At 72.8% G+C, this 13,191-nt stretch carries 12 protein-coding genes; 9 read left to right on the top strand and 3 right to left on the bottom strand.

The features are described 5' to 3' along the window. The first annotated feature begins 176 nt into the window (after positions 1-176). The 3 genes from OG989_RS22270 to OG989_RS22280 are packed head-to-tail and all read left to right on the top strand — an operon-like array spanning position 177 to position 3,840. Positions 177-1,838 carry an extracellular solute-binding protein gene (locus tag OG989_RS22270; RefSeq protein ID WP_151456474.1) on the top strand — a complete coding sequence of 554 codons (1,662 nt, stop codon included), beginning with the start codon at positions 177-179 and terminating at the stop codon, positions 1,836-1,838. Then, positions 1,835-2,872, top strand: a complete 1,038-nt coding sequence (locus tag OG989_RS22275) for an ABC transporter permease (protein ID WP_151456473.1) — start codon at positions 1,835-1,837, stop codon at positions 2,870-2,872. The genes OG989_RS22270 and OG989_RS22275 overlap by 4 nt, the downstream gene beginning before the upstream one ends. Next, complete coding sequence (locus tag OG989_RS22280) at positions 2,869-3,840, top strand: carbohydrate ABC transporter permease (protein WP_151456472.1); 972 nt, start codon at positions 2,869-2,871, stop codon at positions 3,838-3,840. Before OG989_RS22275 ends, OG989_RS22280 begins: the two co-directional genes overlap by 4 nt. A 49-nt stretch (positions 3,841-3,889) precedes the next feature. On the opposite strand, the gene OG989_RS22285 is transcribed toward OG989_RS22280, so the two are convergent. Beyond that, positions 3,890-6,229, bottom strand: coding sequence for a TIM-barrel domain-containing protein (locus OG989_RS22285; RefSeq protein WP_327028312.1), 2,340 nt, complete (start codon positions 6,227-6,229; stop codon positions 3,890-3,892). A 160-nt stretch (positions 6,230-6,389) separates the two neighbouring features. Between OG989_RS22285 and OG989_RS22290 the strand changes: the two genes are divergently transcribed. Further along, on the top strand, positions 6,390-8,426 hold the full coding sequence (locus tag OG989_RS22290) for a beta-galactosidase (RefSeq protein ID WP_327028313.1): 2,037 nt from the start codon (positions 6,390-6,392) through the stop codon (positions 8,424-8,426). A gap of 76 nt (positions 8,427-8,502) precedes the next feature. On the opposite strand, the gene OG989_RS22295 is transcribed toward OG989_RS22290, so the two are convergent. Then, entirely contained in the window at positions 8,503-9,153 is a 651-nt protein-coding gene (locus tag OG989_RS22295; RefSeq protein ID WP_151453162.1) for a LysE family translocator, read from the bottom strand. A 117-nt stretch (positions 9,154-9,270) separates the two neighbouring features. Here OG989_RS22295 and OG989_RS22300 point away from each other — a divergent pair, with 117 nt between their 5' ends. Together OG989_RS22300 and OG989_RS22305 are read left to right on the top strand one after the other, a co-directional pair. Next, complete coding sequence (locus OG989_RS22300) at positions 9,271-9,837, top strand: GNAT family N-acetyltransferase (protein WP_327028314.1); 567 nt, start codon at positions 9,271-9,273, stop codon at positions 9,835-9,837. 63 nt (positions 9,838-9,900) lie between these two features. Further along, positions 9,901-10,371: a J-domain-containing protein gene (locus OG989_RS22305; protein WP_327028315.1), complete on the top strand. Its 471-nt coding sequence runs from the start codon at positions 9,901-9,903 to the stop codon at positions 10,369-10,371. Between the two features lie 7 nt (positions 10,372-10,378). On the opposite strand, the gene OG989_RS22310 is transcribed toward OG989_RS22305, so the two are convergent. After that, complete coding sequence (locus tag OG989_RS22310) at positions 10,379-10,954, bottom strand: maleylpyruvate isomerase N-terminal domain-containing protein (protein ID WP_151453165.1); 576 nt, start codon at positions 10,952-10,954, stop codon at positions 10,379-10,381. A 319-nt stretch (positions 10,955-11,273) separates the two neighbouring features. Between OG989_RS22310 and OG989_RS22315 the strand changes: the two genes are divergently transcribed. From OG989_RS22315 to OG989_RS22325, 3 genes are all read left to right on the top strand, one after another. Continuing rightward, the gene (locus OG989_RS22315) at positions 11,274-12,104 is read left to right on the top strand and encodes a nitroreductase/quinone reductase family protein (RefSeq protein WP_151453166.1); all 831 of its coding nucleotides are present in this window, start codon (positions 11,274-11,276) and stop codon (positions 12,102-12,104) included. Positions 12,105-12,275: 171 nt separating this feature from the next. After that, the gene (locus OG989_RS22320; RefSeq protein WP_151453167.1) at positions 12,276-12,716 is read left to right on the top strand and encodes a DUF6194 family protein; all 441 of its coding nucleotides are present in this window, start codon (positions 12,276-12,278) and stop codon (positions 12,714-12,716) included. Positions 12,717-12,822: 106 nt separating this feature from the next. Then, on the top strand, positions 12,823-13,188 hold the full coding sequence (locus OG989_RS22325) for a nuclear transport factor 2 family protein (RefSeq protein WP_327028316.1): 366 nt from the start codon (positions 12,823-12,825) through the stop codon (positions 13,186-13,188). Positions 13,189-13,191 lie beyond the last annotated feature (3 nt).

Here is a 13,191-nt window from a genome sequence, read left to right on the forward strand (position 1 = left end):
GGCGACGGTGCGCGATCCCGGTGGTGCCGCGCGCCCCATCATCGCGTACGTGGCGGGTGCCGCTGTCTTGTGGGACGGATCACCGTCGATTAGTTTGTTTGGCTAGAACCCCAACTAATTCTAGCCGGACACGAACGGTCCGCGAAACCGTTATCCGATGACGAAGGGAGTGCGCCGTGAAGCCGTCCCTGCCGGGCGTATCCACCGACCGACGGTCCCTGCTGCGCCTGCTCGGCCTCGGCGCCGCCACGACGATGGGCGGCGCCACCCTGGCCGGTTGCAGCAAGGAGGCCGGGAGCAAGGGCAGCGCCACGAAGGGCGACGCCATCCGGTCGGTGCTGCCCGCCCACAAGCCGGCCGAGTTGCTCAAGCCCGACATCGTCGGGGAAGGGCCGATCCCCGACGGCTACCTCAGCTACCCCCGCAGCCTGGTCGACGCCGTCACCGAGCAGCCCGGCCGGGGCGGCCCGGCGATCCGCAGCATGAGCCCGTGGTGGGGGCCCACCCCGCCGACGCTGGGCCGCAACTCCTACCTGGCGGCGGTCAACGCCAAGCTGGGCGTGGATCTGGACCCGAGCCTGCAGGACGGCACGACCTACGCCGACAAGCTCAACGCGATGCTCGGCGCCCGCGACGTGCCCGACCTGCTCATGGTCCCCAACTGGGAGGTCGACAAGGTCGCCCGGTTCTCCGACGCCGTCAAGGCGCTGTTCGAGGACCTCACCGACCACCTCAAGGGCGACAGCGCCGCGAAGTACCCGTACCTCGCCGCGCTGCCCACCGGCGCGTGGGAGTACTCGGTCTGGGCCGGCCGGCTCTACGCCGTGCCGTACCCCACCGACGGGGTGTTCGCGTGGGCGCTGTTCCACCGCAAGGACCTGCTCGACAAGGCCGGCCTGACCGCGCCCACCTCGCCGGAGGAGCTGCACGAGCTGGGCAGGAAGCTCACCGACCCGGGCAAGGGGGTGTGGGCGTTCGGCAGCATCTTCGACATGGTGCAGCAGTTCTTCGGCTGCCAGCAGACCTGGCGCAAGAAGGCCGACGGCGGCCTGGAGCACAAGTTCGAGAACCCGGGCTTCCGCGCGGCCCTGGAGTTCACCGCGAAGCTCTTCGCCGAGGGGCTGGTGCACCCCGACACGGTGGCCAGCAAGGGCGCCGACGAGAAGCAGCTCTTCAAGGCCGGCAAGATCATGATATTCCAGGACGGGCTCGGCGCGTGGCAGGGCCTGCAGGGCGAGCAGTCCAAGATCCTGCCGAGCTTCGACATGCAGCCGCTGCCGGTGTTCGGCGCGGCCGGCGCTCAGCCGGTCATCTGGGGCAGCGAGAAGCCGATCTTCTTCACCTTCGTGAAGAAGGGCGTCGGCGCGGAGCGCGTCGACGAGCTGCTGCGGGTGCTCAACTGGTGCGCCGCGCCGTTCGGCAGCCGCGAGTTCGAGCTGCGCGAGTACGGCGTGGAGGGCAAGCACTTCACCCGGGGCCCCGACGGCAGCCCGCTGCCCAGCGACCTCGGCCGCAAGGAGCTGGGCGGCCAGTACAACTTCTGCCGGGTCGCGGTGAAGGTGAAGAGCAGCGACACGCCGAACTACGTCCAGCAGTACCTGGACTACTACAAGAAGAACATCGGCCTGCTGGAGAAGGACCTGTTCGCCGGGATCAAGCTGGAGCTGCCGGCCAACTGGTCGAAGATCATCCAGCCGACGGAGGACAAGATCCGCGACATCCTGCGCGGCCGTCGCCCGATCAGCGACCTCGACCAGGTGACGAAGGAGTTCCTCGCCTCCGGCGGTGAGGAGGGGCGCGCGTTCCACGAGAAGGCGCTCGCCGACAACGGCCGATGAGCGGCCCGGGCACCGCCGGCGCGGTCGACGCGCCAGCGGACCACCGCCCGGCCCGGCCCGGCCGTCGGGGCCGGGCCGCCGGTCGTACGCCGCCCGTCCGGCCCCGGCGTACCCTGCGGGACCGGCTGCGCCGGGACTGGCCGCTGCTGGCCATGACAGCGCCCGCCGCGTGCCTGTTGCTGGTCTTCCACTACCTGCCGACGCTGGGCAACGTCATCGCCTTCCAGGACTACAACCCGTTCGTCGGCGACGACCCGCTCGAGGCGTTCCTCTACAGCGAGTGGATCGGCTTCGGCAACTTCGAGGCGCTGTTCGTCGACCCGCTGTTCTGGGACGCGGTCCGCAACACCCTGACCATCACCGCGTTCCAGCTCGTCTTCTTCTTCCCGCTGCCGATCATGTTGGCGATCCTGCTCAACAGCCTGGTCTCCGGCCGGGTGCGGGGCTTCGTGCAGAGCGTCGTCTACCTGCCGCACTTCTTCAGCTGGGTGCTGGTGGTCACGTTCTTCGTGCAGATGCTCGGCGGGGCCGGCCTGCTGGCCCAGGAGATGCGCGAGGCCGGCATGCAGCCCTGGGACGTGATGACCAACCCGGACACCTTCATCGTCCTGGTCACCGCCGAGTCGGTGTGGAAGGACGTCGGCTGGGGCGCGATCGTCTTCCTGGCCGCGCTGTCCGCGATCGACCCCAATCTGTACGAGGCGGCGGCCGCCGACGGGGCCGGCCGGTGGCGGCGGCTGTGGCACATCACCCTGCCGGGCCTGCGCCCGGTGATCGTGCTGCTGCTCATCATGCGGCTGGGCGACGCGCTGTCGGTCGGCTTCGAGCAGTTCATCCTGCAACGCGAGGCGGTCGGTCGGGAGGCCGCCGAGGTGCTGGACACATTCGTCTACTACCAGGCCATCAGCACCCAGCAGTGGGGTCTCGGCGCCGCCGCCGGCCTGTTCAAGGCAGTGGTGGGGCTGGTCCTCATCCTCGCCGCCAACAAGGTGGCGCACCGCTTCGGCGAGCAGGGGGTGTACGCAAGATCATGACCGCACAGCTCAGTGGCGTCGGCCCCGTGTCGGCGCGCCCGACACCCGATCCCCTGCCCAGGCGGCGGCGGTCCCAGCGACCCGCCTGGGAGGAACCGCCCACGCCGCTGGGCACGCTGGCCAAGGGAGCGGTGCTCACGGCGCTCGTCGCGGCCGTGCTCGTGCCCATGTGGGCGGTGCTGGTGACCAGCCTCGCCTCGCGCAGCACGATCGACGAGGCCGGCGGGATGGTGATGGTGCCCCGCGAGATCGACCCGTCGGCGTACATCACCATCTTCAGCGGTGGGCAGATCACCCAGGCCGTGTGGATCAGTACGCTGGTCACCGTCCTCGGTACGACCGTGAGCCTGGTGCTCACCGTCCTCGCCGCGTACGGGCTGTCCCGGCCCGGGTCGGTGGGACACCGGGGGTTGCTCTTCTTCTTCCTGCTGACCTTCCTGATCTTTCCCGGCCTGGTGCCCAGCTACCTCGTGGTCACCGGCCTGGGGCTCAAGGACAGCATCTGGTCGCTGATCCTGCCCAGCGCGATCAGCGTGTTCAACCTGGTGGTGATCCGGGCGTTCTTCATGAACGTCCCCGGTGAGCTGCTCGACAGCGCCCGCATCGACGGCGCGGGGGAGTTCCGCATCCTGTGGCGCATCGTGCTGCCGCTGTCCAGGGCGGTGATCGCCGTCGTCGGTCTCTTCTACGCCGTCGGCTACTGGAACGCCTACTTCAACGCGGTGCTCTACATCGACGACAACGACAAGTTCCCGATCCAGCGGGTGTTGCAGAGCTACATCCTCGCCGGCCAGTCGCCGAACGTGTCCGGGGCGGCGGTGAGCCTGCCGGGCATCAGCGCGTACCCGCCGACCCTGGCGGTGAAGATGGCGGTGGTGATGGTGACCGTCGTGCCGGCGGTGATCGTCTACCCGTTCGTGCAGCGGCACTTCACCAAGGGTGTGATCACCGGCGCGGTGAAGGGCTGACCGGGCCCGCGCGGCGCCCGACCCCTGACGGGTCGGGCGCCGCTCGCCGTCACGCCGGGTCGGGGAACCATCCGTCGAAGGGCGCCGGGGTGACCGGCTCGCCGTTGAGCAGCAGCCGGGCCGGCAGGTCCGCGCCGGCGACGCTGACGTGCGCCACCCGCAGCGGGCCGTCGGTGTCCACGCGCAGGGTGTCGCCGTCGCGTACGGCCGTCACGACCGTGTCGCCGTCGACGTCGTGCAGCACCGTACGGGCGTCGACCGCGCCCCAGCTCACCAGCGTGACGTCGGCGAACGGCCCGTCGCCGACCGTGTCGCCCGGCGCCACGACCGGGACGAGCGCGCCGTGCCGGACGTAGAGCGGCGACCGGTGCAGCGGCACGGTGACCCGCAGGCGTTGCCCGCCGCGGTGCCGCTCGCCGGTGGCAGCGTCGACCCAGTCGTCGCCGACGGGCAGGTAGACGTCGCGCCGCCCGGACGGGTCCGTGACGGGGGCGACCAGCAGGTCGGTGCCGAGGCGGTACTGCAGGTCCGTCGTCCACGCGGTCGGGTCGTCGGGGGTGTCCACCAGCAGCGCGCGCATCATCGGCGTGCCGTCGGCGGCCGACCGTACCGCCGCGGACCACAGGTAGGGCATCAGCCGGTAGCGCAGCCGCAGGGCGGCCACCGCGTCGCGTTCGGTCTCGGCGGGGAAGTCCCACGGCAGCCGGCTGGTGGTGCCGTGCAGGCGGACCAGCGGCGACAACGCGCCGAACTGGGTCCACCGGACGTACAGCTCGGGCGTCGGGGTGCCGTGGAAGCCGCCGGTGTCGTGACTCCAGAACGGCACGCCGGAGAGCCCGTGCGACAGCCCGCCGCGCAGGGTGCTGGCCAGCCCCGGCCAGGTGGCGTTGACGTCGCCGCTCCACTGTGCGCTGTGCCGCTGCCCGCCCAGGTACGACGAGCGGGCCCACACCGTGCGGTGCCCGGTCACTTCCTCGGTCACCTGCGCGACCACGTCGTTGAACAGCAGCGCGTACACGTTGTGCAGTTCGACGCCGGTCATCCCGTTGTGGGCGACGGCGTCGACGGGCACGCCCTCGGCGAAGTCGGTCTTGAAGACCGCCACCCCCTGCACCAGCAGGGGCCGCAGCAGCCCGGTGAACCATTCGACGGCGGCCGGGTTGGTGAGGTCCACGATGGCGCTCGCCGGGTGGCTGCCGTGCCAGACGTCGGCGACGTACGGGCTGCCGTCGGCGTGGCGCAGGAAGTAGCCGGCCTCGGCCGCCGCGGCGTAGAGCGGGCTGTCGGTCATCAGGTACGGGTTCATCCAGAGGCAGACCCGGAAGCCCTGCCGCGCGAGGCTCCGCAGCATCGCCGTCGGGTCGGGGAACGCCTCGGCGTCCCACTGCAGGTCCGACCAGCGGCCGGCGACCTGCCAGTAGCAGTCCAGGTGCAGCACGTCGCAGGGGATGCCGCGTTCGCGCAGCAGGCGGGCGCGCTCGAGTACCCGCTCCTGCGAGTCGGGGAAAAAGCCGGAGGAGACCCAGGCGCCGAACGCCCACTTCGGCGGCAGGTACGGACGGCCGGTGAGCCGGTCGAAGCGGTCGAGCACCTGCGCCGGGGTCGGGCCGGCCAGCACGTAGTAGTCGAGCAGGTCGTCGGGGACCAGGATCTGCACGCTGCTGTGGGTGGACTGGCAGACGTCGAACTGCACCGGCAGCCCGCTGTCGACCAGCACCCCGTAGCCCCGGTCCGACAGGTAGAACGGCACGTTCTTGTGGGAGCGGTCCGACTCGCCGCCGAAGGCGTCGAAGTTCCACATCAGCGGCCGCTGGCCCCGCTTGTCCAGGGGGGTGAACTTCTCGCCGAAGCCGACGAAGCGTTCGTCGCCGGGCGCGACGAAGCTCTCGTGCCAGGCGACGGGCGCGCCGTCGACGGTGGAGCGGCCGAACGGCAGGGTGCGCCGCCGGCCGCTGATGTCGCGGGTGCCCGGGTCCTGCTCGAGCAGCAGCCGCCCGTCGGCGCCGAGGAAGCGCAGGTGCCACGGATCCAGGCGGATCTCGGCGACCACGGCGCCGGTGTCGACCCGGACGCGGGCCTCGTCGACGGTGACGGTGGCCGGGTGGGTGCCGGGGTGCACCAGCGGCAGCGCCCGCGCGGAGCGGCTGCGGGCCTGCGGATCGTCGGACAGGCGTACCCGGATCACCCCCTCGCCGGCGGCGTCGACGCGCACCACCATGCTCGCGCCGTCGGAGAGGGCGGCCTTGAACGTCACCCCGTGCGCGTCGGTCGCGACGACCTCGGCCCGACCGACGACGGCGGCCGCGTCCTCGCCGGGGCCGCGCACCGGCAGGTCGGGTGGGTCGGCCACGAAGGTCTCGTACGGGACCAACGGCGGTCGGTAGGGCATCGGCGTCTCCTCCAGGATGGTTCCGGCGGTCCCGTCAGTTTCTTTGGCTCCTCAACTAACTGTCAACGAAAACCTGCACCGGATCGGCGAAGCATCGGCGTTGACAGGCGCAAACGTCGTCAATATTTTGGACGCTTCCCCAACAAACTGGCGGTGAGCGATGTGGGGTGACGGTGCGGGGCTGCGCTACGGCGGCGACTACAACCCCGAACAGTGGCCGGCCGAGGTGTGGCGCGAGGACGTCGCCCTCATGCGCCGCGCCCGGGTCAACCTGGTCACCGTCGGCGTGTTCGCCTGGTCGCGACTCGAACCGGAGCCCGGCCGGTACACCTTCGACTGGCTGGACCAGGTGCTGGACCTGCTGCACGACAACGGCATCTCCGTCGCCCTCGCCACCCCGACCGCGTCGCCCCCGCCCTGGTTCTCGCTGGCCCATCCCGACGCCCTGCCGGTGACCGCCGACGGCGTACGCCTGCACCACGGCAGCCGGGACACCTACTGCGCCGCCGCGCCCGCCTACCGGGCCGCCGCCCGGCGCATCGCCGCCGCCCTCGCCGACCGCTACGCCCACCACCCGGCCCTCGCGCTGTGGCACGTGCACAACGAGTACGGCACCACCTGCCACTGCCCGCACACCGCCCGGGAGTTCCGGCGCTGGCTGGCCGACCGGCACGGCGACCTGGTCGCGCTCAACGCCGCCTGGGCCACCAGCTTCTGGAGCCAGCACTACACCGACTGGGCGCAGGTCGACACGCCCCGCGCCACGCAGTACCTGGCCAACCCGGGGCACCTGCTGGACTTCCGCCGCTTCTGGTCGGACACCCTGCTCGCCGCGTACGCCGAGCAGCGCGACCTGCTGCGGGCGGCCAAGCCGGCGATCCCAATCACCACCAACCACGTCCTCGGCGACTGGGTGCCGGTCGACCACGCCCGCTGGGCCGCCGAGGTGGACCTGGTGGCGATCGACCATTACCCGGACGCCACCGACGGCGGCGCGGAGGAGCAGACCGCCCTCGCCGCCGACCTGGCCCGGGGCTGGGCGCGGCACGGCGCCGGCGACGTCGGCCACCCGGCGCGGTGGCTGCTGATGGAGAGCGCCCCCAACCAGATCCACAGCGGCGGCCGGATGCACACCAAGGAGCCCGGCCGAATGGCCCGGCACAGCCTCTCCCACGTCGCGCGCGGCTCACGGGGGGCGATGTTCTTCCAGTGGCGGGCCCCGGCCGGCGGGGCGGAACGTTTCCACTCCGCGCTGGTGCCGCACGCCGGCCCCGATACCCGCGTGTTCCGGGAGGCCGTCGACCTCGGCGCGACGCTGGAGCGGATCTCGGAGGTCGACGGCACGGTCGACGCCGCCGTCGCGATCGCCTGGGACGCCGCGAGCGGCTGGGCCCTGGGCCACCCGGGGATGCCGTCGCCGCGACTCGACCACCGCGACGAGGTGTCGGCGGCGCACCGGGCGCTGTGGCGTGCCGGATTCGGCACCGACATCGTGCTGCCCGGCGACCGGCTCGACGGGTACCGCCTGCTGGTGCTGCCAGCCCTCTACCTGGCCTCCGACGCCACCGCCGACTGGGTGCGCGCGTACGTCGACGGCGGCGGTCACCTGCTGGTGACGTGGCTCAGCGGGGTCGCCGACGAGCACGCCCGCGTCCGGCTCGGCGGTCACCCCGGGGCGTTCCGTGAGGTGCTGGGCGTACGGGTCGAGGAGTTCCACCCCCTCGCCGACGGCGAGACGGTGCCGCTGTCCGACGCCGGGACCGGTCGCCTCTGGGCCGAGACGGTACGCCTCGCCGGCGCGGAGCCGGTGGCCTCGTACGCGGGTGGCCCGCTCGCGGGGCTGCCGGCGGTCACCCGCCACCGCAGCGGCGCCGGCACGGCCTGGTACCTGTCCACCCGACCCGACGACGCCACCTACCGTCGACTGGTGACGCGGGCGGCGCGAGCGGCCGGCGCGACACCCGTCTGCCCGGCGGCCCCGGCCGGGGTCGAGGCGGTCCGCCGCCGCGCCGTCGGGGCGAGCTGGCTGTTCCTGCTCAACCACACCGACCGGCCGCAGCGGGTCCCGGCGGCCGGGGTCGACCTGCTCACCGGCGCGACGGCCGACACGGAGGTGCACCTGCCCGCCGGGGGCGCGGCTGTGCTCCGGGAGACCGGCGCCGGCCGCCCTGGCGACCCGGGTCGCCAGGGCGGCTGACCCGTCCTCGCGAACCTCCCGTCGCCGCCCGCCGCGCTGTCGGGGCGGGCCCGCTGGTCAGGGGTAGGGCTGGCGGTCAGGGCATGGCGACGGCGGCGCGGGAACGGTCGGCGGCGATCCGCACCGCCAGCCCCGCCAGCACCGTGCCCATCACGAGTCGCTGCACCCGCAGCCACAGCGGCCGGCGGGCGAAGAACCCGGCGAGCGCGCCGGCGCTGAGCACGATCAGCGCGTTCACCGTCAGCGCCACCGCGATCTGGGTCAGCCCCAGCAGCAGGCTCTGCGCCGCCACGTGGCCACGGGCCGGGTCGATGAACTGCGGCAGCAGCGACACGTAGAGAATCGCGATCTTGGGGTTCAGCAGGTTGGTGACCAGGCCCATGGTGAACAGCCGCCGGGCCGGGTCCGGCGGCAGCGGCGCCGGGGCGAACGGTGACTGCCCGCCCGGTCGCAGCGCCTGCCAGGCCAGCCACAGCAGGTACGCCGCGCCGGCCAGCTTGACCGCCGTGTAGAGGGCCGGGACCAGCACGAACACCGTGGCGATGCCGGCGACCGCAGCGGCCAGGTAGATGCCGAACCCGGCGGCGACGCCCAGCAGCGACACCAGCCCCGCCCGCCGGCCCTGCGTCACCGACCGGGACACCAGGTAGACCATGTTCGGCCCGGGGGTCAACACCATCCCCAGCGCCACCAGCGCGATGCCCACCAGTGCACCCGTACCGACCATGGTTCCCCCCGTTGCCGATGCTCGCGCCGACCCTACGCCGTACGCCGCCGCGCCGCCGACCCGTGCCGGCGTGCCGCGCGCCCCCACGGTCGACACGACGTTGGGCACACTGGGCCGATGCTGCACGCCCCCGCCACTGCGACCCTGCCGGAGCTCCTGCTGCGTCCCTGGCGCGACGCCGACGCCGACGCCCTGATCGCCGCGTACCGCGACCCGGTGCTGCTGCGCTGGACCCGGGCGCCGGTGACCACGACCGCCGAGGCGCGCCGGTTCCTGGCCGCGGCACACCGGGACTGGGACGACGGCCACCGGTTCTGCTTCGCCGTGCTGGAGCAGCACCCGGTCGGCGAGACCCTGGTGGCGCAGGTGGTCCTCAAGAACGTCACCGAAGGCGGCGGGGACGCCGAGGTCGGCTACTGGACCGCCGCGCCCGCGCGGGGCAGGGGCGTCGCCCCGCACGCCCTGAGCGCGGTCACCGACTGGGCGTTCGCCCGGTTCGCCGGCCTGCGGCGGTTGGACCTGCTGCACCAGATCGACAACCCCGCGTCCTGCCGCGTCGCGGAGAAGGCCGGCTACGTCTTCCAGGAGGTGCTGCCGGCCCGCCCGCCGTTCCCCCGCGACGGTCACCGGCACGCCCACTGGGCCCGGTCAGACCGGGAATGCCCGGCCGGGTCGGGGCGCTGACGTCTTCCGTCGGCCCCGACGCGGTGGCCGCGTTACCGTGGGGTCCGGGGGAGGTGTCGGCAGGTGGACAGCTGGGAAGCGACGGTCGAGGCGCGCATCCGCGCGGCGCAGGAGCAGGGGGAGTTCGACGACCTGCCGGGCATGGGCAAGCCGATCCCCGGTCGCGGCCAGCCGTACGACGAGTCGTGGTGGATCAAGAGCTTCCTGGAGCGGGAGAAGCTCCCCACCGACCTGCTGCTGCCGACGCCGCTGCAACTGCGCCGCCGCATCGAACAGGTGCCCGACGAGGTGCGGGACCTGCCGACCGAGGAGTCCGTGCGCGCGTTCGTCGCCGACCTCAACGCCCAGATCCTCTCGTGGCTGCGTACGCCCACCGGGCCCCGGGTCGCGGTGCGCCCGGTCAACGCCGACGAGGTGGTCCGCCGCTGGCGGGACGAGCGGCAGACCACCGCCGCCGCGATCCCGGTCCCGGCCCCGGCGGCTGCGCCGCGCCGGCGGGGCTGGCGACCGCCCTGGCGCCGCCGGGTGGCGTAGCCCTCGGTCAGTCCACCGCCGCCCGCCACGACCAGGACGTGCGCCGGGGGCGGCCGGGCAGTTCACCACGGCCGGTCAGCCACCGCAGCACCTGCGGCGCGGGCCCGGCGGGCGCGTCCGGAAAGAGGCGCCGCACCACGGCGGCGCTCAGTGGCTGCGGCGGCTGCCAGGACACCCCGAGGCCGCGGGCGATGTCGTCGGTGTGCAGCAGCGTCTCCGCCACCCCCATCGCCGCGAAGCCCGCCGGGTCGCAGGGCCCGTAGTGCCAGGCCCGCGTCTCCGGCGGGGCAGCGTCGACGGCCGCCCGCAGCAGGCCGCCGCAGGCGACGACGACCCGTAGCACCTCGGCCGGGCCGGCGGCGGGGGAGACGGCCAGGTCGAACGGCAGGTAGCCGTCGTCGGGTCGCCCGCTCACCTGGCCGGCGTACGCCAGCAGGTCGTGCGCGACGTGCGCGGCGGTGGTCCAGCAGCTCCAGTCCAGCCCGCCCGCCGGCACGCCCCAGTCCCGCCCGGTGTGCGGGCCGAGGACGGCCGTCATCTCGGTCACGGCGCGGTCCACGTCGACGCCGGTCAGCTCGGGCATCTCCCGACCGTGCCACCGCGCCACCGCTGCCGCAACCAGATGACGCTTGCCAGCCGTCGTCACCCGCACTACGGTCGGATCCGTGACTGCCGGGTCGGCCATGGGCCACGAGCGGACAGGGCACCCGGCCGTCAGGTGAGCCGGGGGCGGGCCCGTGGCCCGCCGTTCCCGCGATTGCCGGTGTCGACGCCACGTCCACCGCAGCGCGCTTCCACCGTCCACGCCGGTCGTCCGGCGTATCCGCATCCTCGCCGCCACCGGTCGCCGGGCGGGCGATCCATCGTGGCCGCACATCCCTGCCCGAGCAGAGAGCAGAGCATTGCCCAACGACTTCAACCAGCAGATCATCGCCGAGTTCCGCGCCAACCACGGCCGGGTCGGGGGTCCCTTCGAGGGGGGCCGGCTGATCCTGCTCACCACCACCGGGGCCCGTTCCGGCACCCCGCACACCACCCCGGTCGGCTACCTGCCCGACGGCGAACGCATCCTCGTCATCGCCTCGGCCGGGGGCGGCCCGAGACACCCGGACTGGTACCACAACCTCCTCGCCGACCCGCTCGCCACCGTCGAGGACGGGGTCTTCACCTACCAGGCCCACGCGGTCGTGCTGGCCGGCGCCGAACGCGACGAGATCTTCGCCCGGGCCGTGGAGGCCGACCCCGGTTGGGCCGCGTACCAGGCGAAGACCGCGCGGATCATTCCCGTGGTGGCGTTGCACCAGGTGGCGGGCGGGCCGCCGGAGGCGGCGTCCTGGGGTGCGGCGCTCAAACTCGTCCACGACGCGTTCCGCCGGGAGCTGGCGCTGATCCGCGACGAGGTCGCCCGCTCGGGCCCGGGCCTGGGCGCGCAGCTGCGGGTGAACTGCCTGACCTTCTGCCACGGCCTGCACCACCACCACCGCAACGAGGACGACGGCATGTTCGCCGGCCTGGAGGGGCAACGGCCGGACCTCGCCCCGGCGCTGGCCCGGCTACGCGAGGAGCACCAGCGCATCGCGGCCCTCGTCGAACGCCTCCAGCAGGTGGTCGGCGACCCCGACGCCGACCCCGACGAGGCCCGCCGGGAGGTCGAGCGTCTCAGCACCGAGCTGGAGGCCCATCTGACGTACGAGGAGGAGCAGCTCATTCCCGTCCTCGACGGCATCGGCTGACGGCAGGCGACTCCGTCCCGCGACCGGTCCGGGTCGCGGGACGGAGTCCGCTCCGATCGTCGTGGGTTGCCGTGCGCGACCCGGTTGTGCCCGGATTTGAGGGTTCGCCGCCTACTGGCGGCCGAAAACCGGCGTAAGCCTCAATAAGCATTTCAATGAAAAACTTGAGGCATGGACGTTGGGGACATGAAGCGGTACATCTGCGAGACCTTCGACGGGGTGAACGCCCTGGAGGCGAACGGGGACACCTTCTACATCTACGACCCCGGGCGGGACCTGCCCGCCGAGCGACAGATGCCGTTCGCGACGATCGTGACCGGTGACCACTACGACGACGCCTCCGACCTGGGCCGACCGGGTGCGTGGCGGCTCAACGTCGGGCTGACCCGCTCGGCGTACGGGGCGCTGTTTCCGCAGGGGCACGGGCCGGACGTCGACCACTCGGTGCCGGACACCGTGCTGCCGCATCCGGTCTACGCCCCGCAGCACTGGGTGTGTGTCGTGAACCCCGGCGAGGCGAGCGTGGACACGGTGCGGCAACTGCTGGCCGAGGCGTACGACTTCGCGGCCCGCAAGCACGCCAACCACCGGTCCCGGCGGGGCTCGTCCTGAGTTTCGTGGCGGCCGGCGCGTCCCACGCACCGGCCACCACACCCCGGGGTTAGTTTCGGCAGGTCTGTCGTCGGGCAGGCTCGCCGAGACGAGGGGACACCGCGCGATGTCGCGTAACACGCAGACCGTCGAGACCTACCTGGACGGCTTCCGGAAGAACGACCACGCGCTGATCCTGTCCTGCCTCACCGACGACATCGAGTGGACGGTCTACGGCGCCTTCCACCTGAAGGGCAAGGAGGCCTACGACGCCGCGATCGAGGGGCCGGGCTTCGTGCCGCCGCCCCGGTTGGAGGTCGTACGCATGGTGGAGCAGGGCGACACCGTGATGGCGGAGCTGGTCGGCTCGGTGCGGCGCGATACCGGCGAGGAGATGCGCATGTCGATGGCGGAGGTGTTCGTCATGCGCGACGGCAAGATCGCCGAGCGTCGCGCGTGGGTCATCGAGCTGAAGGAGAACGACCACCGCTGACGG

Origin of the sequence: Micromonospora sp. NBC_01740, assembly GCF_035920365.1 — a bacterium.
Taxonomy (GTDB): Bacteria; Actinomycetota; Actinomycetes; order Mycobacteriales; family Micromonosporaceae; genus Micromonospora; species Micromonospora reichwaldensis.

Excerpts from the sequence above, each read along its gene's own strand:
- OG989_RS22275 (WP_151456473.1), top strand. The coding sequence starts at position 1,835 with ATGAGCGGCCCGGGCACCGCCGGCGCGGTCGACGCGCCAGCGGACCAC.
- OG989_RS22280 (WP_151456472.1), top strand. The coding sequence starts at position 2,869 with ATGACCGCACAGCTCAGTGGCGTCGGCCCCGTGTCGGCGCGCCCGACA.
- OG989_RS22285 (WP_327028312.1), bottom strand. The coding sequence starts at position 6,229 with ATGCCCTACCGACCGCCGTTGGTCCCGTACGAGACCTTCGTGGCCGAC.
- OG989_RS22290 (WP_327028313.1), top strand. The coding sequence starts at position 6,390 with ATGTGGGGTGACGGTGCGGGGCTGCGCTACGGCGGCGACTACAACCCC.
- OG989_RS22295 (WP_151453162.1), bottom strand. The coding sequence starts at position 9,153 with ATGGTCGGTACGGGTGCACTGGTGGGCATCGCGCTGGTGGCGCTGGGG.
- OG989_RS22300 (WP_327028314.1), top strand. The coding sequence starts at position 9,271 with ATGCTGCACGCCCCCGCCACTGCGACCCTGCCGGAGCTCCTGCTGCGT.
- OG989_RS22310 (WP_151453165.1), bottom strand. The coding sequence starts at position 10,954 with ATGCCCGAGCTGACCGGCGTCGACGTGGACCGCGCCGTGACCGAGATG.
- OG989_RS22320 (WP_151453167.1), top strand. The coding sequence starts at position 12,276 with ATGGACGTTGGGGACATGAAGCGGTACATCTGCGAGACCTTCGACGGG.
- OG989_RS22325 (WP_327028316.1), top strand. The coding sequence starts at position 12,823 with ATGTCGCGTAACACGCAGACCGTCGAGACCTACCTGGACGGCTTCCGG.